At 63.8% G+C, this 21,711-nt stretch carries 25 protein-coding genes; 11 read left to right on the plus strand and 14 right to left on the minus strand.

Annotation, left to right across the window (positions count from 1 at the left end; all coding sequences use genetic code 11):
• Nucleotides 1-22: 22 nt before the first annotated feature.
• From ACE3OA_RS10190 to ACE3OA_RS10200, 3 genes are all read right to left on the minus strand, one after another.
• Nucleotides 23-343, minus strand: a complete 321-nt coding sequence (locus ACE3OA_RS10190) for a heavy metal-binding domain-containing protein (protein ID WP_374310629.1) — start codon at nt 341-343, stop codon at nt 23-25.
• A gap of 50 nt (nt 344-393) precedes the next feature.
• Nucleotides 394-1,605 carry an argininosuccinate synthase gene (locus ACE3OA_RS10195; protein WP_374310631.1) on the minus strand — a complete coding sequence of 404 codons (1,212 nt, stop codon included), beginning with the start codon at nt 1,603-1,605 and terminating at the stop codon, nt 394-396.
• A gap of 222 nt (nt 1,606-1,827) precedes the next feature.
• Complete coding sequence (locus tag ACE3OA_RS10200; RefSeq protein ID WP_374310632.1) at nt 1,828-2,430, minus strand: hypothetical protein; 603 nt, start codon at nt 2,428-2,430, stop codon at nt 1,828-1,830.
• A gap of 553 nt (nt 2,431-2,983) precedes the next feature.
• Between ACE3OA_RS10200 and ACE3OA_RS10205 the strand changes: the two genes are divergently transcribed.
• Complete coding sequence (locus ACE3OA_RS10205; RefSeq protein ID WP_374310633.1) at nt 2,984-3,913, plus strand: ArsR/SmtB family transcription factor; 930 nt, start codon at nt 2,984-2,986, stop codon at nt 3,911-3,913.
• A gap of 30 nt (nt 3,914-3,943) precedes the next feature.
• Here the strand turns inward: ACE3OA_RS10205 and ACE3OA_RS10210 are convergent, their stop codons facing one another.
• The 5 genes from ACE3OA_RS10210 to ACE3OA_RS10230 all read right to left on the minus strand — a co-directional run bounded on the left by ACE3OA_RS10210 (nt 3,944) and on the right by ACE3OA_RS10230 (nt 8,393).
• Nucleotides 3,944-5,029, minus strand: a complete 1,086-nt coding sequence (locus tag ACE3OA_RS10210; RefSeq protein ID WP_374310634.1) for a tetratricopeptide repeat protein — start codon at nt 5,027-5,029, stop codon at nt 3,944-3,946.
• On the minus strand, nt 5,030-6,199 hold the full coding sequence (gene rlmN / locus ACE3OA_RS10215; protein ID WP_374310635.1) for a 23S rRNA (adenine(2503)-C(2))-methyltransferase RlmN: 1,170 nt from the start codon (nt 6,197-6,199) through the stop codon (nt 5,030-5,032).
• Nucleotides 6,200-6,216: 17 nt separating this feature from the next.
• Nucleotides 6,217-6,762 (minus strand): invasion associated locus B family protein, encoded by a 546-nt coding sequence (locus ACE3OA_RS10220; protein ID WP_374310636.1) that lies wholly within the window; start codon nt 6,760-6,762, stop codon nt 6,217-6,219.
• A 155-nt stretch (nt 6,763-6,917) separates the two neighbouring features.
• Nucleotides 6,918-7,490 carry an RNA methyltransferase gene (locus ACE3OA_RS10225; RefSeq protein WP_374310637.1) on the minus strand — a complete coding sequence of 191 codons (573 nt, stop codon included), beginning with the start codon at nt 7,488-7,490 and terminating at the stop codon, nt 6,918-6,920.
• A 39-nt stretch (nt 7,491-7,529) separates the two neighbouring features.
• Entirely contained in the window at nt 7,530-8,393 is an 864-nt protein-coding gene (locus ACE3OA_RS10230) for a DMT family transporter (protein WP_374310638.1), read from the minus strand.
• Between the two features lie 83 nt (nt 8,394-8,476).
• Between ACE3OA_RS10230 and ACE3OA_RS10235 the strand changes: the two genes are divergently transcribed.
• The 7 genes from ACE3OA_RS10235 to ACE3OA_RS10265 all read left to right on the plus strand — a co-directional run bounded on the left by ACE3OA_RS10235 (nt 8,477) and on the right by ACE3OA_RS10265 (nt 14,263).
• A complete protein-coding gene (locus ACE3OA_RS10235) occupies nt 8,477-9,052 on the plus strand; it encodes a CGNR zinc finger domain-containing protein (RefSeq protein WP_374310639.1) in 576 nt (191 codons plus the stop codon).
• Nucleotides 9,053-9,122: 70 nt separating this feature from the next.
• Nucleotides 9,123-10,184: an asparaginase gene (locus tag ACE3OA_RS10240; protein WP_374310640.1), complete on the plus strand. Its 1,062-nt coding sequence runs from the start codon at nt 9,123-9,125 to the stop codon at nt 10,182-10,184.
• Between the two features lie 13 nt (nt 10,185-10,197).
• Nucleotides 10,198-10,572, plus strand: coding sequence for a VOC family protein (locus ACE3OA_RS10245; RefSeq protein ID WP_374310641.1), 375 nt, complete (start codon nt 10,198-10,200; stop codon nt 10,570-10,572).
• Nucleotides 10,573-10,671: 99 nt separating this feature from the next.
• Nucleotides 10,672-11,946: a cystathionine gamma-synthase family protein gene (locus ACE3OA_RS10250; RefSeq protein ID WP_374310642.1), complete on the plus strand. Its 1,275-nt coding sequence runs from the start codon at nt 10,672-10,674 to the stop codon at nt 11,944-11,946.
• 158 nt (nt 11,947-12,104) lie between these two features.
• Complete coding sequence (locus ACE3OA_RS10255) at nt 12,105-12,428, plus strand: hypothetical protein (RefSeq protein ID WP_374310643.1); 324 nt, start codon at nt 12,105-12,107, stop codon at nt 12,426-12,428.
• A 97-nt stretch (nt 12,429-12,525) separates the two neighbouring features.
• A complete protein-coding gene (locus tag ACE3OA_RS10260) occupies nt 12,526-13,506 on the plus strand; it encodes an NADPH:quinone oxidoreductase family protein (protein WP_374310644.1) in 981 nt (326 codons plus the stop codon).
• A 145-nt stretch (nt 13,507-13,651) separates the two neighbouring features.
• Complete coding sequence (locus ACE3OA_RS10265) at nt 13,652-14,263, plus strand: class I SAM-dependent methyltransferase (RefSeq protein ID WP_374310645.1); 612 nt, start codon at nt 13,652-13,654, stop codon at nt 14,261-14,263.
• A 151-nt stretch (nt 14,264-14,414) separates the two neighbouring features.
• Here ACE3OA_RS10265 and ACE3OA_RS10270 read toward each other — a convergent pair whose 3' ends face one another.
• Both ACE3OA_RS10270 and ACE3OA_RS10275 read right to left on the minus strand, forming a co-directional pair.
• Complete coding sequence (locus ACE3OA_RS10270; protein ID WP_374310646.1) at nt 14,415-14,918, minus strand: DinB family protein; 504 nt, start codon at nt 14,916-14,918, stop codon at nt 14,415-14,417.
• Between the two features lie 277 nt (nt 14,919-15,195).
• Nucleotides 15,196-15,453, minus strand: a complete 258-nt coding sequence (locus ACE3OA_RS10275; protein WP_374310647.1) for a DUF1127 domain-containing protein — start codon at nt 15,451-15,453, stop codon at nt 15,196-15,198.
• Between the two features lie 164 nt (nt 15,454-15,617).
• On the opposite strand from ACE3OA_RS10275, the gene ACE3OA_RS10280 reads away from it, so the two are divergent.
• Both ACE3OA_RS10280 and ACE3OA_RS10285 read left to right on the plus strand, forming a co-directional pair.
• Complete coding sequence (locus ACE3OA_RS10280) at nt 15,618-16,556, plus strand: transcriptional regulator GcvA (protein ID WP_374310648.1); 939 nt, start codon at nt 15,618-15,620, stop codon at nt 16,554-16,556.
• Nucleotides 16,556-17,287: a hypothetical protein gene (locus ACE3OA_RS10285; protein WP_374310649.1), complete on the plus strand. Its 732-nt coding sequence runs from the start codon at nt 16,556-16,558 to the stop codon at nt 17,285-17,287. Before ACE3OA_RS10280 ends, ACE3OA_RS10285 begins: the two co-directional genes overlap by 1 nt.
• Here the strand turns inward: ACE3OA_RS10285 and ACE3OA_RS10290 are convergent.
• The 4 genes from ACE3OA_RS10290 to ACE3OA_RS10305 form a co-directional block, all read right to left on the minus strand.
• Nucleotides 17,284-17,604: a YkgJ family cysteine cluster protein gene (locus tag ACE3OA_RS10290; protein ID WP_374310650.1), complete on the minus strand. Its 321-nt coding sequence runs from the start codon at nt 17,602-17,604 to the stop codon at nt 17,284-17,286. The genes ACE3OA_RS10285 and ACE3OA_RS10290 overlap by 4 nt on opposite strands.
• A gap of 76 nt (nt 17,605-17,680) precedes the next feature.
• Nucleotides 17,681-18,175, minus strand: a complete 495-nt coding sequence (locus tag ACE3OA_RS10295; RefSeq protein ID WP_374310651.1) for a hypothetical protein — start codon at nt 18,173-18,175, stop codon at nt 17,681-17,683.
• Between the two features lie 241 nt (nt 18,176-18,416).
• Nucleotides 18,417-18,899: a PAS domain-containing protein gene (locus tag ACE3OA_RS10300; RefSeq protein ID WP_374310652.1), complete on the minus strand. Its 483-nt coding sequence runs from the start codon at nt 18,897-18,899 to the stop codon at nt 18,417-18,419.
• Nucleotides 18,900-19,292: 393 nt separating this feature from the next.
• Entirely contained in the window at nt 19,293-20,789 is a 1,497-nt protein-coding gene (locus ACE3OA_RS10305; RefSeq protein ID WP_374310653.1) for a M17 family metallopeptidase, read from the minus strand.
• Nucleotides 20,790-20,982: 193 nt separating this feature from the next.
• Between ACE3OA_RS10305 and ACE3OA_RS10310 the strand changes: the two genes are divergently transcribed.
• A complete protein-coding gene (locus tag ACE3OA_RS10310) occupies nt 20,983-21,711 on the plus strand; it encodes a glutathione S-transferase family protein (protein WP_374310654.1) in 729 nt (242 codons plus the stop codon).

Genomic DNA, 21,711 nt, shown 5'->3' on the forward strand with positions numbered 1-21,711 from the left:
AAGCGAAGAGAATGCGCGTCCGTTACTCGACGACGACCGCAGTCCCGCTGACGCTCACCATCAGCATGCTGCCGTTCTTGCCGATCACTTCGTAATCGATGTCGACCCCGACGATCGCGTTGCCGCCGGCTTCGCGCGCGGCCTCCCGCAAATCATTGAAGGCCGTCTCGCGGGCGTCGCGCAGCGACGCTTCATAGGCGCCAGAACGACCGCCGACGATATCGGTCACCGCGGCGAAGATATCGCGAAAGATGTTGGCGCCGAGGATGGCTTCGCCGGCGACGACACCGCGATAGTCGACTATGCGCTTGCCTTCGATACTCGGTGTGGTCGTCACGATCATCGCTTTGATCCCTGCTTGATACACCCTAGCTCGAAGCCCGCGCAGACCCTTTAACCCCGCCCGTATTTCAGCAGTCGCAGGCGCAGCGCATTGAGCTTGATGAAGCCCTGCGCATCGCGCTGGTCATAGGCACCGGCATCGTCTTCGAAGGTGACGTGCTTCAGGCTGTAGAGCGACTTCTCCGACTTGCGGCCGACCACGGTCGCATTGCCCTTGTAGAGCTTCAGGCGCACGGTGCCCTCGACATGCTCTTGGCTTTTGTCGATGAGGGCCTGCAGCATCTCGCGTTCGGGGCTGAACCAGAAGCCGTTATAGACCAGCTCCGCATAGCGCGGCATCAGTTCGTCCTTCAAATGCGCGGCACCACGGTCGAGCGTGATGCTCTCGATGCCGCGATGGGCGGCATGGAGGATCGTGCCGCCCGGGGTTTCATAGACGCCGCGCGACTTCATCCCGACGAAGCGGTTCTCGACGAGGTCGAGGCGGCCGATGCCGTTGGCCTTGCCGAGCGCGTTCAGCTTGGTTAGCAGGCTGGCGGGCGAGAGCTTCTCGCCGTCGATCGAAACGGCATCGCCCTTCAGGAAGCCGATCTCGATATAGGTCGCCTTGTCGGGCGCCGCTTCCGGCGAGATGGTACGCTGATAGACCATCTCCTCCGGCTCCTGCCAGGGATCTTCCAGCACTTTGCCTTCGGATGAGGAATGCAGCAGGTTGGCATCGACCGAGAATGGCGCTTCGCCGCGCTTGTCCTTGGCGACCGGGATCTGATGCTTCTCGGCATATTCGATGAGCTTGGTGCGGGACGTCAGGTCCCACTCACGCCAGGGCGCGATCACCTTGATTTCCGGGTTGAGCGCGTAATAACCGATCTCGAAACGGACCTGGTCGTTGCCCTTGCCGGTGGCGCCGTGCGAGACCGCGTCGGCACCGGTCAACTTGGCAATTTCGATCTGGCGCTTGGCGATGAGCGGGCGGGCGATCGAGGTGCCCAAAAGATACTGGCCCTCATAGAGCGCATTGGCGCGGAACATCGGAAAGACGAAATCGCGGGTGAATTCTTCCCGGAGATCCTCGATGAAGATCTCCTTGATGCCCAGCATCTCGGCTTTTTTCCGCGCCGGTTCCAGCTCTTCGCCCTGGCCGAGATCGGCCGTGAAGGTCACCACCTCGCATCGGTAGGTCTCCTGCAGCCATTTCAGAATGACCGAAGTATCGAGACCGCCGGAATAGGCCAGCACAACCTTCTTGATATCGCGCGACATGAACCACCTTTTTCGAGGAAAAGCGGGCGGAACCTAGGGGAAATGGGGGGTGGTGGCAAGGGTGCCCACGTCGCGGAGTGGAACTGGACGTTTGCAAGAATTTTCGCTTCCGCCCCCCTAAAGGTGGGAGGGCTTTGGATCGAGGCCGATCGAGCCAGCTCGCTCTAAACTCCTCCCACCTTCAGGGGGGGAGGTCGGGAGGGGGGGCCGCCAGTGACGCCTCTATTTCATCCCCGCCATCGCTCGTTCCGCCGCCTGATATTCGAAGACATGCGCGGCGCCGGTCGCAAGGGCGGCGTGGAAATGGGTCTTGGCGGCCTCGACATCGCCTTTCAGATAGGCATGCCGGCCGATGTGGTATTCAGCGGCGCAGACCGCTTCCGCCCGTGCCGCCTGCGGCTGCGCCTCGGCCAGGGCCAGCGTCGCCTCGGGGCTCGCTTCTTCGAGGTAAAGCTCCGCCAGGGCGCGCGGCCAGGCTGGCAGTTGCTTGGCATTCGCCAGATAGGCGGAAAGCTCGGCGGCGCGGCTCTGCTTCAGGGTCGCTGCCGCAACATGGCGCCAGAGCTGTGCGCCGAAATGCCGCGGCTCTCGCCCCGCCGTCGCATCGAAATCCTGGAGGGCCGCGGCATCATCGCCGGCCAGCTCCGCGGCGAGGCCGCGCATGAAAAGGGCGGTGAGATTGCCGGCCTGGGCTCCCAGCACGGCATCGCAGGCTTTGCGGTCGAAGGCGAGGCAGGCGTCGAAATCGGCATTCTGGGCCTGGGCTTTACCGGCTGGCAGCAGCATCGCCATGCCCAGCAGCGCCACAAAAAAAACGGCGGGCAAGAGGGAATGACGCCGGGTCGGCAATCGTTCTGGCATGTGTGCGAGACCTCGTTCGACGGCGACGGTGTCGGAATTGCACCGGAGAGAAAGTTAACGCGAGGTTGAGAAAATGCGCAATCCAAGTGTTTTCCTTCAGCCTTTCGTAATATTTAGGCGTGTAATGTATGTTTACATGTCGCCTCTCTGTACGCGGCGTCGGGATCGGTTTTGCCTGATCCAGGCACCCCCTCGCCGACGTATCAGTTGGGCTTCATAACCGTTATTCGGGTAGCCGCGGTCCAGCGCCCAATCGTTGTCGGCGCCGTTGATCCCAAGCCGCTTGGCTATCTCGTGTTTGCTTGGATTCCCGCCGCAGCCCCGGAGGGAGTCCAAGTGCTCCCGGCGGGCCATCGCTCTTGCACACTCCCCCCATCGTGCAGATGGCCTGCCGGGCGCCCCTCCCTCAAATAAAGCCCAGCTTAACGCCTCGGATTTCTTAAAATCCTTCCTGTTCATCACCTTAAATGTTATAGATTTATCGAATATTCCATTTTTATCGAATTAAAGAACCGGCATGATCCCTGTTACCGTCTGCGCGGCGCCGCGTTTTGAGCTGTTCCTGGCCTTTGCGGCCGAGGCGCCGGAACGGTGGCCTGACAGCCCCTTGCCCGACAACCACCTGCCTGGCAATCCGCTTCCGGCACTTGGCGAGCTTGCCCCCGATATCAGCCTGGCCGAGCTTCTGAAGGCTTTGGAGCAAATGGCGGAAACCCTGCCGGACCGCCGGATCATCGCTTTCGCCGGCACAGCCTTCGCCCCCTTCTGGCGGGCCAACGCCGCCCATTATGCGGCGGCGGCGGCGCGCCTGCAGGCGCGGCTGGCGGCGCATCCACGGGCGGATCTCGGCGCCCTGTTCGGCTTTGAGGTCTCGCTCGACCTGCAGCATCTGGGCCTGCGCCAGCGCTCGGGCGCGGCGCGGCGCATTCCGGTGGGCCAGATCGCCGCCGTGCATCTCTACCCCAGCGCCTTCAACGCCGCTGCCTCCTGGTGCCTTGGCGCGGGCCGGGACGGCAGGCAGCGTGTCCATCTGCCGGTCCAGGACGATTTGCTGGCGGCGGCCATCCTGCCGCTGGCGGCGCCAATGGGGGCTGAGACACGGCTTCCTCGCGCCGGACGACCAGCCCAGGCGCCGCAATTCGCCGCGATCTGCCGGGCGCTGGGCGATGCCAGCCGCCTGGCGATGGCGGAGATGATGGCGCGGGAACCCATTACCGGCGCCGAGATCGGGCGGCGCCTGCATTTATCGACGCCGGCCGTCACCCATCATCTCAACATCCTGCGCCAGGCGGGCCTGGTCGATGAGGTCCGCCTGGGCACCAGTATCCAGCTCAGCCTGCGCCGGCAGACGGTGCAGGAACTGGGCCGTCTGGCCCTCGATCATTTTTCGGGTGCGGGTGCGGCGCCCGTGCCGCGCCGTTCGCGGCGGCGCAAGGGTGCCCTCTAGGCCAGCTGCGCCCTCAAGGGATCTGCGCCCTCAGGGTATCTGCTTCAGGCGCCAGCCGGCATCGATCGCTTCCGGCAGGCTCCGGTCGCCCTTGGCGGCGACGCCGAAATGCGCCCGCGCTGCCTTGGCATCCTTCTTCAGCAGGGCCGCTTCGCCGAGATAGTAATGCGCCTCCGCCTCGATCCGCCGCGCCACCTTCTTGTCGGCGACCGAAGTCGCGGCCAGCAGATCCTTTTCCGGCATCTTTCCGGCAAGGGTCGCCAGCACCGGCATCGGCCATTGCTCAAGTGCCGTCTTCGCCAGCGCGTCGGTGAGGATCTTCGCCGGCACCTTCTCCTTGGGAAGATCCTGGGCGGCCGCGAGATAGCGGCGCAAGGCCGCATAGGGATTGTCGGCCCGCAGCTTTTCGGCTTCAGCAAAATCCTTGGCCGCTGCCTTGAAGTCGCCGGCGAGGAACCCGGCCCGGCCGCGATTGTAAAAAGCCGCGGCCGCTTTCGGATCCTGTTTGGCGATGGCCGAGAAATCGGCGCCCGCTTCCTTGAACTTGCCCAGGCGCAGATAGAGGCCGCCGCGATCCATCAGCGCGTCGACATCGCCCTTGGCCTGAGCCAGCAACTCGCTGAGATCCTGCACGGCGGCATCGTCACGCCCCAGCGCCGCCCGCGACCAGGCGCGGCGATAAAGCGAATCGGGATCGCCCGGCACCAGCTTCAGCAAGGCATCGTAATCGGCGATGGCGAGGTCATGCCGCTTCATGGCGCCATAGACGGAGGCGCGCGCAAAGAGCACGTCGACCGCATCCGGCGTCAGCTTCAGGGCGGCGGAAAAATCATTGGCGGCGGCCGGCGCCTGCGCGCGCTGGACCTGGGTGAGGCCGCGCCGGAAGAGCGCGCTTGCCAGCGCGTCGCCTTTGAGCTGCCGGCTTTCGATCGCTGTCGTGCAGGCGCTGATGACCTCCTGCTGGTCGCCCGGCTTGAGGCAGGCATCGAGCAGGGGATTGAGCGGCGCAACAGCCTTTTCCGGTGCCTTGGGAGCCGGCGTCTCCTCCGCCACCGCCGGCAACGAGATCAGCAGCCCCAGGGTGAGGGCGGTGAAGCCACGCACAAGGAAATGCACTTACGCAGCCTCGCCGGCATTGGCGGCGGCCTTGTCGCTTTCAGCCTTGTCCCTCTCGGACCGGCGCTGCTTGACGCTGTCGCTTTTGAGCTGGCCGCAGGCCGCCATGATGTCCTCGCCGCGCGGTGTCCGCACCGGGCTCGAATAGCCGGCATCGAAGATGATGTCGGAGAAATCGCGGATGGCACCCGGCGTCGAGCGCTCGAAGGGGGCGCCCGGCCACGGATTGAACGGGATGAGATTGACCTTCGCCGGCACCTTGGAAATCAGCTTCACCAGCGCCCGCGCATCGGCGGGGCTGTCATTGACGTCCTTCAGCATGACGTATTCGAAGGTGATGCGCCGCGCGTTGGAGAGGCCCGGATAGTTTTCCAGGGCCTTCATCAATTCCTTCAGCGGATATTTCTTGTTGATCGGCACGATCTGGTCGCGAAGCTCGTCCGTCACCGCATGCAGGGAGACCGCAAGATTGACGCCGAGCTCGGCGCCGCAGCGTTCGATCATCGGCACCACGCCGGCGGTCGAGAGCGTGATGCGCCGCTTCGAGATGGCGATGCCCTCGCCATCCATGACGATCTTCAGGGCCTTGGCGACGTTCTCAAAATTATAGAGCGGCTCGCCCATGCCCATCATGACGATGTTGGAAAGCAGCCGCCCGTCCTTCGGGCTCGGCCATTCGCCCAGATGATCGCGCGCCATCATGACCTGGCCGACGATCTCGTCGGCGGCAAGGTTGCGCACCAGGCGCTGCGTGCCGGTATGGCAGAACTTGCAGGTGAGCGTGCAGCCGACCTGGGAGGAAACGCAGAGCGTGCCGCGATCCTCTTCCGGAATATGCACCGTCTCGACCTTCTGATCGTCGCGGAGGTTCAGCAGCCATTTATGCGTCCCGTCCTTGGAAGCGAGATCGACAGCGATCCCCGGCCGGCCGACGAAGAACTTCTCGTCGAGGCGTACGCGGAATTCCTTGGAGAGGTTGCTCATCCTGGCGAAGTCGCGCTCGCCGCGGTGATAGAGCCAATGCCACAGCTGGCGCGCGCGGAATTTGGGCTCGCCCACTTCCGCCATCAAGGCTTCCAGTTCTTCGCGCGACAGGCCGATCAGGTCGCGGCGCCCCTGTGCATCGAGCGCGGGGGCGGCGAAGGTCTCGGCGTGCTTTTCGGTGCTCATGTCAGTCGTCCGATTCTTCAGCTCGTGCAGGCTTTGCTCATGGTCTGATAGGCCTTGGTGAAACCGGAGAGGTCGTAGGTGTCCTGCACCTTGAGGCCTTTGCGCGTGGTCGCGGTCACGACCATCTGGTTCGACTTGCGCATCGCCTGCACCAGCGCCTTGTCGTCGGCGCGGGTCTTGGCCCAGGCGCGGTCATCCTCGGTCTCGGTGAATTTGAAGGTGAAGCCGCCGATCTTGACGATGACCGGCGATTTGGCCTGCGGCGAGAAACCGAGCACGATCGAGACCTGGTCGAGGGCGCCGATCTCGGGAAAATGGGTCACCATGGCCGCCACCTGGCCGCGGTCCTTCACATTGCCCTTTTTGTCGACCGGCTGGCTCATCGCGTAGCAGGTGCGGTTGCCGTCGGCATTCACCGTCATCGCGCGCCATTTCTTGAAGGCGCCGAGATTCTTGGGCGTCTCGGCATAAGCCGGCGCCAGCGTGCCCGCGGCAACGAGCCCCGCGGCAACGAGCAGGGTCAGCAGCAGCTTTCTGGCAAAGGCAAGACAATCCAAACGCATGGGGTATTTCCGATCACTGGGCATTTTTCGGCAACTGGGAACGCTGTCGGCGCTGCGACCCGCCGACAGCGGGGCCGGGAACGCGCGATCCATTCTCACCCTGTAGCAAGGATCGGCGCGGAAATCCACCCAAAGGGCACAAGGCAGCCTGTGGATCAATCAGAATTGTTCTGTTTTTTCAGTTGTTTCTGCTTCCACACGGGCAATCCGCGCCGATGTGCCGCAAGCGGCTGGGTGGGCCCGCCCACGCGCACCGGCCGCTCGGCAAAGCGGCCGAGGCTGATCATGCGGTCATACATGACGATGGCGCCCGCCACCGAGAGGTTCACGCAGAACCGGGTCGGGATCTTGATGATGAAATCGCAGCGTTCCTGCATGGCGGGGCTGAGCGAGTCCTTTTCGGCCCCCAGCACATAAATCGCCGCCGGCGGATGGGTGAAGGTCGGCAGGTCGATGGCATCGTCCGTGATCTCGATGCCGACGATGCGGCAGCCGAGGGGCGCCGTGAAGCTTGCGACGTCGGGATAGACCTGGACCGGCATGCTATCGAAGGCCACCGACGTGTCGGACGCCAGCACATCGCGCACGTTGAAACAGGCCCCCACGGTGAAGCAGAAGCTGGCATGGAAGGCGTGGGCGGTGCGCAGCACGGCGCCCAGATTCATCGGCTTCGAAATGCCTTCGACGCCGATACCGAAATAGCCGCGATTGACGGGATTGTTGCTCATGATGGCCGGGAAACTAGCGAACTGCCCGGCAAAACGCCACTAGCCGCGTGCAGCCGGCGCCTTGGCCCGGGCGGCGCAGGCAAGACCGATGAGAACGGTCGCCCCGCCGAGTAGCGCGAAATGGCCAGGTACTTCAGATAAAAGGAAAAAAGCGATCACGGAAGCAATCACCGGCTGGGCATAGCCAAGGATTGCGGCGACACTGGCCGCGACCCGGGTGAGGCCGATATTCATCAGGAAATAGCCGGCGAAGGTGATGAGGCCGTAAAGCGCCATGAAGCCGGCCTCCTGCCCGTTTTGGGGGATGCCGTGGTCTTCCCAGAAGAGCAAGGGGATGCAGAAGATTCCTGCGCTCAGCAATTCCCAGAAAGTGACGGCGCGGACATCGTAGCCGCGGCAGGTGCGGGCGGTGATGAGCAGGCAGCCGGCATAGAAGAAGGCGGCGGTGAGTGCCAGGAGGTTCCCGAAAGTGCTGGAATGACCCGTCCCGAATGAGCCCAAACCGGGCCCCAAGGTCATCAGAATCACCCCGGAAAAGGCGATGAGCCCGCCGGCCACCAGCTGCCAGCCCATCGGCCGTTTCAGGAACAGGATCTCGATCGCCGCCACCAGCAGCGGATAGAGCATGACCAGGAGGGCGGCCTCCATCACCGTCGTCGTCATGATGGCGATGTTCCACAAGACCAGATCGGCCGCCAGCAGGAAGCCCGCGAAAATCACCGCAAACAACACCTTGCGCGGCAAGGCGACGCGCAGGCGCGCGAACAGAAGCGACAATACCGCTGCCACCAGCAGCCGCCAGCAGGCGGTGGCCGCCGGATCGAGCGGGGAGAGTCGCACCAGGATCGGGCTGAAACCGGAGAGGAGGATGCCGATGCCGAGGGCGAGATGGGCCGGATGCATGCTGTAACCACCTAATTCGTGTTTGGTGGTTACATTCTCATGTGATATCGTAACCAGTCAATTGAGTTTTAATGGTTACAGATGTGAACCAGATCGACACCGTCCTGCCGGCCCGGGTGCCCAAATCGGAATTCGTGGCCGGGCGCCTCTCCCTCGCCTTCTGCAACACGGTGGCGCTGCCGAATGCGGCCGACCGGCTGGCGGATCCTTTGAGCCTTGCCGCCTGGGCGGCGCGGGCCGGCCGCGCCCTTGATGCGGCGCCGGATCAGGCCGCCTTCGAGGACCTGCTGCAGCTGCGCGACCTGCTGCGCGATATTTTCGGCGACCTTGCCGACGGCCTCGCCCCGCAACAGGCGAGCCTCGACCGGTTGGCAAGCCTGGCCGCCCCGCAGCGTCTGGTCTGGGACGATCGCGCCTATCGCGCCGATCTGCGCCCGGCCGGCGATGCCGTGACAAGGCTGCAACAGGCGCTCATCGCCGATGCGCTCGATCTTCTCACCGGCGACGCCTTGCTGCGGATCAAGCGCTGCCCCGCCCATGACTGCCGCTGGTTCTTCTTCGACACCAGCAAGAACGGGACCCGACGCTGGTGCGCGATGAGCGATTGCGGGGTCAAGCACAAGGTGCAGCGCTTTCGGGCGCAACACGGCGCTTTCTAGCGCCTGTTGCCAGTTGCCGGCGGCGGAGGCATTGTGCGCGAAAATCCGCTGCCGCAAAGAGTGCCTCAAGATGAACCAGCCGCATCCCCATATCCATGCCGAACTGCCGCAAGGCGACACGCCGATCCTGGTCGAGGTGTGGCGCGGCAATCTGGTCGAAAGCCGCCATCGCGCCATCGCCGCCGTGGTCGATGCCGACGGCACGGTGGTGAAGGCCTGGGGCGATATCGAACGACCGATCTATGGCCGTTCCTCGATCAAGCCGCTGCTGGCCATTCCGCTGGTGGAATCAGGCGCCGCCGACGCCTTCGGTCTTAGCGAGCGCGAGATCGCCCTGGCCTGCGCGTCGCACAATGGCGAGAAGGGTCATGTCGACGCGGTCAATGCGTGGCTGGCGAAGATCGGCCTCGATGCCGAGCATCTCGAATGCGGCGCGCATTTCCCCTATCATGAGCCGAGCCTGCACGAGATGCTGCGCGCGGGCGTCACGCCGACGCGTGCGCACAACAATTGTTCGGGCAAGCACAGCGGCTTCCTCACCACCGCCGTGCATCTCAAGGAAAAGACCAAGGGCTATATCAATTACGAGCACAGCGTGCAGCAGCGCCTGCTCGGCATTCTCGAGCAGATGTGCGGGCAGAATCTGGGCGACGTGCCGCGCGGCATCGATGGCTGCGGCATTCCCACCATCGCCTTTCCCGTCGGCCACCACGCTTTGGGCATGGCCAAGATGGCCGACACCAAAGGCCTGTCGGCATCGCGGGCCGCGGCCTGCGCGCGCATTCTCACCGCCATGTCACATGAACCCTGGTATGTTGCCGGAACGGGGCGTTTCTGCACCGATGTGATGAAGGTGACCGGCACCAAGGCCGCCATCAAGACCGGGGCCGAGGGTGTCTATATGGGGGCCTTGCCGGAGCTGGGCCTCGGTATCTGCCTCAAGGTCGAGGACGGCAATGGCCGCGGCGCCGAAGTTGTGATGGGCCAGCTGCTGCGCCATTTCGGCATCATCGATGCGGCTGAGGCGGAGCAGCTCAAGCAATCATTGACGCCCACCTTGAAGAACTGGGCCGGCACCGCCGTCGGTTCCATCAAACCGGCGCCGCTCCTCAATGAAACGGCGCCGTTCTAGCCGGGAGGCAGGCATGGCCTTTGTGAGCATCCGTTACATCGTTGACGACGTCGCCAAGGCTCTCGACTTCTACACCCGGCATCTGGGCTTCACATTGGAACAGGACGCCATCCCCGCCTTCGCCTCGGCGACGCGCGGAGAGCTGCGGCTGTTGTTGAGCGGGCCCTTGAGTTCCGGCGGCCGCACATTACCCGACGGCCGGCAACCCGTGGCAGGCGGCTGGAACCGCCTGCTGCTGATCGTCCCCGACATCAAGGCCGAGGTCGACCGGTTGAAAGCCGCCGGCGTCACCTTCCGCAACGAGATTCTGCCCGGCGTCGGCGGCGCACAGATCGTTCTCGACGATCCCGCCGGCAATCCGGTCGAGTTGTTCCAGCCGAAAGAGTAGACGCAAGATTTACTTTTGCGGTGCGATCGATCTGGCAGCACGCATCGGCAGGTGACATGATGCATGGCGAATGCACCTTTTTCCCAAGGAGCCGCCGCCATGAAGTCCAGCTATCGCCAGCGTTCGATTGGCAATCGCAAGCTCAGCCCAGAGACCTTGATGACGAGCTATGGCTACGATCCCTTCCTGTCGGAGGGGTCGGTCAAGCCGCCGGTCTTCCTGACCTCCACCTTCGCCTTCAAATCGGCCGAGGACGGCAAGGATTTCTTCGACTATGTCGCCGGCCGCAGGACACCGCCCAATGCGCAGGATGCGGGCTTGGTCTATTCGCGCTTCAATCACCCCAATCTGCAGATCGTCGAGGAGCGACTTGCGGTCCTGGAAGGCGGCGAAGGCGCCCTGATGTTCGCCAGCGGCATGGCAGCCATCACCGCGTCGATCCTGGCTTTCGCGCGGCCGGGCGACACCATCCTGCACAGCCAGCCGCTTTACGGCGGCACCGAGACCTTGCTGGTGGGCACACTGGCGCCGTTCGGCCTGAAGGCCGCAGGCTTCATGGATGGCTTGAGCGAGGCGTCCATCATGACGGCGGTCGAGCAGACGAAGACGGCCAAGGTGCCGATCATCTATGTCGAATCGCCGGCCAATCCCACCTGCGGCATCGTCGATTTCGATCTGGTGGTGAAGGCGGCGGACTTGATCGAGAAGCGGCAGGGATCGCGCCCACTCATCGTCGTCGACAACACCATGCTGGGGCCGATCTTCCAGCAGCCGTTGCAGCATGGCGCCGACATCATCGTCTATTCGCTGACCAAATATGTGGGCGGCCACAGCGATCTGGTGGCGGGTGGTGTCATCGGCCGTGCCAGCGACCTCATCGCGATCAAGAAAATCCGCAGCGCCTTCGGCATGCAGCTCGACCCGCATTCTAGTTGGATGCTGGGGCGCTCGCTGGAGACGCTTCATCTCAGGATGGAGCGGGCCAGCGACAGCGCCGCCAAGATCGCGCATTGGCTGGCCAGGCAAGCCAAGGTCGATGCGGTCTATCACCCCGACCTCATCACCCACGACAATTACCAGAAGGTCTACAAGAAGACCTGCCGCGCCGGCGGATCGACCTTCTCCTTCACCGTGAAGGGCGGGCAGGAAGGTGCGTTCCGCTTCCTCAACGACCTTCATCTCTTCACGCTGGCGGTGAGCCTGGGCGGCACCGAATCGCTGATCTCGCATCCCGCCTCGACCACGCATTCGGGCGTCGCCAAGGAGATCCGCGACAAGGTCGGCGTCACCGACAGCCTCATCCGCGTCTCGGTGGGCCTTGAAAATCCCGACGATCTCATCGCCGACATGGAAGAGGCATTGGGAAAAATTTGATTGGGCCGGGCGTCGCGCCCTTTCCTCACGCATTCGTGAGCAAGGCAGCGCCCGCGCCACCGAACAGTCACAGCGCGGTCACCGGCGCCCCACTTAATGTTCGACTCAGGCGGCGACGCTCGTCGCGCGCCGGCAGAACATTATCGAGGAGTGGGGACATGTCCACGGCACTTTCAAAGTCGAAGAGCAAGTCGGCCCTGACGACGGGCGCTGGATTGCTGGTCGCGATCGGCATGGCGCTGGCGGCCACACCGGCTTTGGCCGACGGCAAGCACAAGCATTGGCACGACAACGGCAATCATTACGGCCATTACAAAAAAAGGCCGGAGGTGGTCTATGTCGACCGCTATTACGATGACGGACCGGATGTCGTCTATGTCGACCGACCCGTCTATGTGCGCGAGCGCGTTTATGTCGAGCCGCGCCCGGTTTACGTAGCCCCGCGCCCGTCGATCAACATCGTCGTGCCGCTGTTCGATTGAGCGATGCCGGGGAAGGCGAGTCGGCGACCCGCCTTCCCCATTCCATCTTCCATGCTATATCTGCGCGCGCGAATTTCCTGAGTTGAGGAAGAAGCCCATGCGCGCCCTGATCTGCGACCAGCCGAACGGCTATGAGAGCCTGCGCCTTGCCGAGATGCCCGAGCCACAGGCCGGCCCCGGTGAATTGCTGATCGACATCGCCGCCGCCGCCATGAATTTCGCCGATACCTTGATGGCCGCCGGCAAATATCAGGTGAAACCCAACCCGCCCTTCGTGCCCGGACTGGAACTGGCCGGTACGGTTGCCGCCTTGGGCGCCGGTGTCACCGGCTTCGTCATCGGGCAGCCGGTGATGGCGGTGGTCGATCATGGTGCCTTTGCTGCCCGCGCAGTCGCCAAGGCCAGCGACACCTTCGCCATACCCGCCGGCCTTGGCTTCCCCGCCGCCGCCGGCTTTCCCATCGCCTATGGCACCTCCTATGGCGCACTGGTATGGAAGGCGCGCCTGCAAAAGGGCGAGACCCTGCTGGTGCATGGCGCCGCCGGCGGTGTCGGCCTGACCGCCGTCGAGATCGGCAAGGCGCTGGGTGCGCGCGTCATCGCAACGGCCGGCGGGGCCGACAAATGCGCCATCGCCGCCGCCCATGGCGCCGAAGACGTCATCGATTACAAATCCGAAGATGTGCGCGAGCGCGTCAAGGCGCTGACCGCCGGCCGGGGCGCCGACGTCGTCTATGACCCGGTGGGCGGCGACCTCTTCGAGGCGTCCTTGCGCGCCATCGCCTGGAACGGGCGGCTTGTCGTCATCGGCTTTGCTGCCGGCAAGGTGCAGCAGATTCCCGCCAACATCCTGCTGGTGAAGAATGTCGACGCGCTGGGTTTCTATTGGGGCTCCTATCGCGCTCACGCGCCGGAATTGATGGCGGGGGCCTTCCGGGCCCTGGCCGACATCTACGCCAAGGGCCAGCTGCGGCCCCATGTGTCGCATGAATTGCCCTTGAGCGACTGGCGGGAGGGGTTCGAGACTCTGCTGGGGCGCCGCTCGACCGGCAAGATCGTGCTGCTGCCCCAATCCTGATGCCAAGCCGGGCTGATCCAGGCCAAGCCCCTCAAATAGCCCGATTTATCGTGAACGAGGCCCAAAGCGCATTGCCGACAGCGCGCCGAAGTGACAGATTGGCCCAGATCCAATAGGGCCTTCATCAGGTAATCCGCGCCGACCCATGCTCAAAGACTCCCGCCTGCTTTTCAAACTGTGGCTGAAGAATCCGCGCAGCATCGGCGCGGTCGCCGTTTCCGGTCAGGAACTGGCTGCTGCCATGGCGCGGCAGATCCCGAAAAACGCCGAGGGCTATATCGTCGAACTGGGCGGCGGGACCGGGGCGGTAACACGGGCCATCCTGGCATCGGGCGTCGCGCCGGAACGGCTGGTCGTCATCGAGCGCGATCCCATGCTGCACAAGCATCTGGTCGAGCGTTTTCCGACGGCGAAGGTCCTGTTGGGCGATGCGCTGCACCTGCCCTCGCTCCTCAAGCGCCACGGTATCGCGCCGGTGGCGGCGATCGTCTCCAGCCTGCCGCTGCTCTCGCTGAAGAAATCGATCCAGCTGCGCATCGGCGCCCAGGCCTTCACGGTGCTGGAACCGGGGGCCCCCTTCATCCAGTTCACCTATGGCCTGTTCTCGCCCCTGCCGCGCGGCCGCCTCGGCATCGTCGGCGAGGTCGAGGAACGGGTGCTGCAGAACCTGCCGCCCGCCAGCGTCTGGCGCTATTGCCGCCCCGCCGGCGCGATCGCCCGCGCCCATGGCAAGAGCAAGCTCGACCACGCGGCTTAGTCACCCCTCACCCCAACCCCTCTCCCCGCAAGCGGGGCGAGGGGCTTTGAAAGCCGGGTCGACTGCAAACTCCCTCGCCCCGCGATAGCGGGGAGAGGGACGGGGTGAGGGGTCGTCGTAAAACGCTCTTCTATGGAGAGTTCTTCGCCGCCTAGGCGGCGCTCTCTTCGCGCAGAAACACAATCATATCCAGCGAGGGCGGGGCGACTGTCGTGCCTGAGAGCATGCCATGCGCCTGGCCGCGATGGTGGGTCTGGTGGTTGAACATATGCGCCAGGACCATGTCGACCGGCGTCTCATAGGGTGCCCCGGCCATGGTCTTGTAGACGAGAATCTCACCGAGGCGTGCCGGCGGCAAATCGGCCACGAAACCGATGATGCGATCGTCGAGAGCGGCACGCCGGGCGGACAGATCCGCGAATTCGGCAGCGATGATCTGGTCGAGCGCCCTGGCCTCCGGATCCGGTGTCGCCGTGAGGCGGGAAAGCCAGATACGGTCGGTGACGATGAGATGGTTGAGCGTCTTCAGCAGTGACGGGAAGAAGCCGGTGCGGGGCACGGCGATTTCAGCCGGCGGCAATTCGCCGATTGCACCATAGAGGCGGCGGTTGGCCCATCGGTTGTAGCGGGCCAGGGTCTGGAAATAGCTTTTCATGATGCCAGTCTAGAGAAGGATTGCCCGGGGAAGGATTGCCTGGAGAAGAATTACTGGAGCGGGATCGAAAATATGCCACCGGCCGGGAAGGAATCCAGGCCGGTGGCTTCAAGTCTCCAGGGATGGACCGAATGGGGGTTCGGTCCACAAGGCATCTCCCCAATGGGGCGGGGAAGGATGCCGGACACCGCCCAGGGTCATGGCCAAAGTCATGGCCTGAATCATGGGACCCGTGACGGTGATCTCGAGAAACGCAGGCGCCCGCATGGGCAGCACCTCAGCCGCGCCAGAAAGGCTTTGCGAACTCCTCCTCGGCGTCGAGGCGGTTGAGGCCGATATCCTTGAGCTGGTAGTCGCTAAGGCGCATCAGGTCGCGGCGGGTGCGGTAGCGCTCCTGCCATTCCTGGAAGGCAGCAACCAGGGCGCCGAGGCGGCCCAAAGTGGCAAGCGGCCGGGTGGAAATCAGATGGGTGGCGCGCGGTGCACTGCGCTGCGATGAGGCGGCCGACCCGGAGAACAGGCTGATCTGAGTCATTGTATCCTCACATTTAACTAACCGGCACCATTGCCGTTGAGGAGAAGTTATGCTTGCATTGCTGCGGAGACAAACGACCGTTTCTCACTTGTTCTGTTAGCTGAGATCAAGCATGGTCGGGGTCAATTCACCTGCCCATTGATTCCTTTGTGAAAGCAACGCCGATGCGCCTGCCACCGTTGAAAGCCGTGCGGTACTTCGAATGCGCGGCGCGCCATTTGAGCTTCACCAAGGCCGCGGACGAACTCAACGTCACCCACAGCGCCATCAGCCACCAGATCAAGGCGCTGGAGGAATGGCTGGGGGTGAGCCTGTTCGACCGCGGCGCGCGCTCGCTCTCGCTGACTGAAGCCGGGCGGCGCTTCCTGCCCCCCGTCCGGGCCGCGTTCCACCAACTGGCCGAGGCATCGGCCGAGATGCGCCTCTTCCCCGGCGGCGGGCCGCTCACCGTCAGCACCCTGCCCTCTCTGGCCTCGAAATGGCTGGTGCCGCGACTTTATGATTTCCAGGCGCGGCACCCGGAGATCGAGGTGCGCATTTCCGCGATCGACCGCCTGGACCCCGTGGGCGAGGGCGATGTCGATATCGGCATCCGCTACGGACGCGGCGCCTGGCCCGGGGTCGAAGCCGAATTGCTGTTGCAGGACGAAGTCTTCCCCGTCTGCTCGCCGGCGCTGATCAACGGCACCCAGCCCTTGAAGGAACCGCGCGACCTCGCCCGCTTCTCGCTCATCTCGGACATGGATTGGCGGCGCGCGCAGTTCGACTTCTGGCCGCGCTGGCTGGCCGCGGCCGGCGTGCCGGATCTGGAACTGAAGACCAACCTCACCTTCAACTATTCGAACCTGATGATCCAGGCGGCGATCGATGGGCTGGGCATCGCGCTCGGCAACACCATGCTGGCCGGCGACGATTTGCGGAGCGGGCGGTTGGTGCAGCCTTTCCCGCAGACGGTGCTGCTGGAAACCGGCTATTACCTCATCTATGGCAAGGGGGCGTTGCGCCAGGCCAAGGTGAAGGCATTCCGCGATTGGATCATGGGCCAGATGACGGCGTTCCGTGAAAAATCGGCCGCCACGACCAACAAAGAAGGAGCGGCCTGATGCTGCGTATCGTCCTCGCCATCATCCTGAGCTGCGCGCTGGTGTCGCCTGCCGCGGCGGAAACGGCGCGCTGGCGCATCAACAACATCCCCCTCGACATGCCGCTCAATGACGAACTGGATGGTGAGTTCCTGGAAGGGATCTATCAGGAAAAGCTGATGGACCGGCTGATTTCCAGCGTCCTCAATGAATGGCCGAGCTATCACATCAACTCGACCCTCAAGGTCGGCAAGGGCAAGGTGACGCAGAAGGATTCGGCGCCGGGCGCCGATACCGATCCGAAGAACGAGCAGATGGAGCTCTACTTCTCGAGCGCTGCCGACGGGCACCGTATCTTCTGGATCCGCAGCCGCAAGCCGATGAACGCGCCCGCCGACGCGGAAGGCACCGCCAAGATCATGGCGCTGGTGGAAGCGAGCTTCGGCAAGCCGGACCGCATCGTCACGGAAGCCGAGCGTCCCGGCGATGCCATCCTCATCATGGTCGATCCGCAATTGCCGGCGGATGAGCAGCAGAAAATCAAGGCGGCGCTGCCCGACCCGCTCACCCTCGATCACAACGACTATATGGAGTTCTGGAGCATGGATTTGCAGCGCCGTGCCAAGGTGCTGGGGCCGAATTTCCGCGGCGCCATCGTTGAGCTCATCGCCTTCCAGGGGAAATTGGAGTCGATGCAGGTCGAGCTTCTCGATCTCAAGCGCGCACAGACAGTCTTCAACTTAGGCAACTAAAGCGGCGCGAAGCCGTATCTGGCGCGGGCGATGTTGCATTCCGGGTCACCCGGCTGGCAGGCGCGGCAGACATCGGGCCTCAGGCCATAGATGGTGCAGCCCACATGCCGGCCGATTTCGCCAGAGAGGGCCGCGCAGCGGTGCCCGTCCCAGCGCATGCCGCTCTTGTCGGCGGCAACCAGGTTTTCAGGGATAAGGGCCAAATCCTCCTCGGCTTCCAGCGAGAAGCGCGGCCAGCTGGCGTCATAGGCGCAGCAGGCGCCGCAGCTCTGGCAGGGTGAGATGGCGGCAGGCGCTATGGCGGGAGGCTGGCTCATGGCATCCGATCAGGACGGGGTGTCGGCCAAGCTATAGCCGATCCGCCACCAGCCCGTCACCGCGCCGGCCCGAAGATCAGGCGAGATAGTCGGTCGGCATCATTTCCACGGCCAGGATCAGCAGGGCGTCGACCTCTCCGCCATCGGGTGCCAGCGGCAGATAGAGCACGTCGTAATCGACCAGCATGCCGTCGGCCGAGATATGGCTGACGCGGTCGGCGACCGGCCCCCGCTTGGTCCGCGCGACATTGCAGCCGGCTAGCGGAATATGCTGGAACAGTGTGGGCTCGAGACCCGGGGCTCCCTTCTCGCCGGCCGTCACATGATGCGCCAGGGGATGGAAGAGATAGGGGTGCAGGCTGCTTTCCGGCATGGCCCGCGCAAGCAGGATGCCGTCGAATCCGCCGGCCAGTTCGGCCAGGTCGAGATCAGCGAGCGTCGGCAGCGGTTTGGTCCCGCTACTTGCCTGCCAGGAAGCGTAGAGCTGCTGCTGCTGCGGCGTCTGGTCAGCCAGCCACGCCGGCGGAGTGGGTTGCGGAGTGGCTTCGTTCTCACAATATTGTGTATTCATGATGCAACAATCCTTTTGAAGATCGGCATCCTGGATGTTGGGCTAGTTCTGCTAAATAGCTAGGTAATTTAATGCGTTATCGGGCATTTGACGAGAATTGTGGCCATTGCCCACGGCCCCCGAAAAGCCCAATCATATCCGATGGGTTCCGGGTCATTCTCCGTCTTTCATCGACGAATGAACTCAATTCGAGTTAATCCTGCCAAGTCCCTGTTTTGACACATGTTGCGTCAAGTCGGGTCTAGCTGAGCTTTTCCTGCACCGTATAGACCAGGATGATGTCGACCGCCCGGCCGTCACTCGACAAGGGCAGGAACAGCTTGTCGAGATCGAGGATCATGGCGTCGAAGGAAAGTAGCTGCGCGCGGTCGATCCAGGGCGCACGGGTAGCGACGACCTGATCGTAGTTTTCCAGCGCGTCATCGAGCGAGCGGCCGAAGCAATGCGTGGTGACCGGCTTGCCGGTGGGGTCGCTGCCGCGCACCGCCACCTCGCGGGTGCCGACCAGACGGTAGATGTAATTGGGCCGCTCCGGTCCCGGTTCGACATCCACCAGCATCAGGCTGGGGAGATAAGGGACGAGATCGGCCGGATCGAGATCGGCGCGCGACGGCATCGGCCGGGCGGCCGCCTTCCCGCGCCAATAACGATAGATGGCGACGATGTCGGGATGCACCTCGCCCAACCAGGCAGGGTCGATGCCCGGATCGATAGCGGCGTCCATCAGGGCGATTTGAGACGGTGCTGTCACCGCCCGGCCCGATAGCTGAATTCAGATTGGCGCACGTGAGAAACACCCTAACGCGGAGGTCTGGAGTTTATACGGGCTGCAGCCGAAAAAAGTGAAACTTTTTAATGCGTTAGTTTACAATTTAGCTTTGTTCGAGTTTACTTTGCCTTAACCGTAAGCAGCCTGCTGCGCGGGCGCAGATTATCCTGCCCGTCGAAATGCTTGGCGCAGAGGACATCCCCGCCGCAGGGCGGAAAGGACTGCCGGCGTTAAGCAAACATCGCCATACGCAAATTAGAATGATGCGGCAAAGCGAAGGTACGGGAGCTTCGGGGCCCGACCTTCAGCGCCATGATTTCAACGTCGGGGAGTTCAACGTCGGGGACGTTAACGTCGGGCGCGCGGGCGCGGCAGCGGCCTTTTCGAGGCAGCACGGGAGACCGTCTTGGCCCGAGGCGCGGCGCGGGCCGGCAAAACGGGACTTTTGGTCGCCTGCTTCAGCCAATCCTCGACGAAGGCAAAGAGGCCGCGAATGCCCAATGGCTCGCCACCATCGGGGCGGCCGGCGCCGAGGCCCGCGGTCCAGCCATAGGTGTCGATATGCATCCATTTGGTCGAGGCCGAGACGAATTCGGCGAGATAGAGCGCCGCCGTGATGGCGCCGCCGAAGCTTCCCGGTTCGCAATTGGCGATATCGGCCACCTTGCTGTCGAGCATGCGGCGATAAGGCTTCCACAAGGGCAGGCGCCAGAAGGGATCGCCTTCGGCGCGGCCATGGCGCAGCAGGCTGTCGGCGAGGTCGTCATCATTGGCAAAGAGCACGGGAAGATCCGGCCCCAGCGCCACGCGCGCCGCACCGGTCAGCGTCGCCATGTCGATGATGAGGTCGGGCTTGTGCGCATCCGCCTCGGCCAGGGCGTCGCCGAGGATCAGGCGGCCTTCGGCATCGGTATCGTTGATTTCGACGGTGAGGCCCTTGCGGGTCTTCACCACATCGAGCGGGCGGATGGCATTGCCGGAGACGGAATTTTCGACCGCCGGAATCATCAGGCGCAGGCGCAGGGGAAGCTTGGCCTCCATGATCATCTGGGCGAGCGCCAGCACCGAAGCAGCCCCGCCCATATCCTTCTTCATCATCATCATGCCGCCGCGCGGCTTCAGATCGAGGCCGCCGGTATCGAAGCACACACCCTTGCCGACGAGGGTGAGGAGCGGCCCCTTCTCAGCCCCCGGACCCTTCCAGGCGAGGTCGATGAGGCGCGGCGCGCGGTCGGTCGCCGCCGCCCGGCCGACAGCATGGATGGTCGGGTAGTTCTGCTTCAAGAGGGCGTCGCCGACGATGGTCGTGACCTTGGCCTTGTGCGCGGCGCCCACTTTTTCGACCGCCTTGGCGAGATCGGCCGGCCCCATATGTTCGGCCGGGGTGTTGATGAGATCGCGCCCCAGGCCGATGGCGCGGACGGCGCGCTCAACGGCCGGCTTGTCGGCGGCCTTGGGCCAGACCAGGCTGGAGAATTCCTTGGCGTCGGAGCGGTAGCGGGCGAAGCGATAGCAGCCCATTGCCCAGGCGAAGGCATGCGCGGTGGCCTGGGCCGGCGACAGTTCGTCATCCTCAAGATGATAGGCGCCGTGGGGCAGGCCCGCCGGCAGAGCTGCCAGCGACCAGCGATCGATGCCTTCCTCGACACCGGCCAGAAAGCGGACGGCGCGGCCGGCTTCGTCGGGCAGCAGCAGGAAGCTGCCGGGCTTTGCCTTGAACCCCGCTGCCTTGACCCAGGCCTGCACTGCGGCCGATTGCACCTTGCTCCAATTGCCCAGCGTTTTTTCGCTCAAAGGCAGGATAGCGGTGGATTTGGCGGCGCGCGCGACGAGATGATCAAGCAAGATCGTGGTCCTTGATGGGGGCGGGGTGGGTTGATTCGAGCGCGATCTTAACCGCAGCCAATGGGCGCCGTCACGACCTATCCAATAGTCGGTGCGGGTCGTGATCGGTTCCCGGAAACGCACCCGGGGTGCATGTTCGCGTCCTATCGCCTATGATGCCGGCAATGTCGCAAGCGGGGGCAATGGAAGGCGCATGGCAAAGGATCACAAGACGGGCGATCATAAGACGGGCGACCACAAGACGGGCGATCTGACACTGATCGTCGGCAGCAAGAACTACTCGTCCTGGTCGCTGCGGCCCTATCTGGCGCTGAAGGCGACGGGCTTGCCGTTCCGCGAAGTGCTGATTCCCCTGCGCACCGACGACACCTACCGGCACATCCGGCTCTATTCGCCGAGCGGCACCGTGCCGGTACTGCTGCATGGTGACATCAAGGTGTGGGAGAGCCTCGCCATCTGCGAATATCTCGCGGAACTGGCGCCGGCGGCGCATCTGTGGCCCGAGGATTCCGAGGCACGCGCCTTCGGCCGCTCCATCGCCAATGAAATGCATGCGGGCTTTGCAGCGCTCCGCCAGAACATGCCGATGGATCTGGCGCGCGACCGGCGGCAGGAATCGCGCGCGCATCTGGTGACCGACCAGATCGCACGGATAAGCGCCATCTGGAACGAGGCGCGCGAACGCTTCGGCCAACGCGGCGCCAATGGAGAAGGCCCGTTCCTGCTGGGCGGGTTCAGCATTGCCGATGCAATGTTCGCGCCGGTGGCGACGCGCTTTCGCACCTATGGCGTCGCCCTGGATGAGACCAGCCAGCATTATTGCAATGCCGTTTTTGCCTGGCCCGGGTTCAAGGAATGGGAAGCGGCGGCCCTGGCCGAAACCGCCATCTTCCAATTCGACGTCTTCCAGAAGGCGGATTGA

The sequence above is a fragment of the Dongia sp. genome (assembly GCF_041906375.1).
In the GTDB taxonomy this organism is placed as follows: domain Bacteria; phylum Pseudomonadota; class Alphaproteobacteria; order Dongiales; family Dongiaceae; genus Dongia.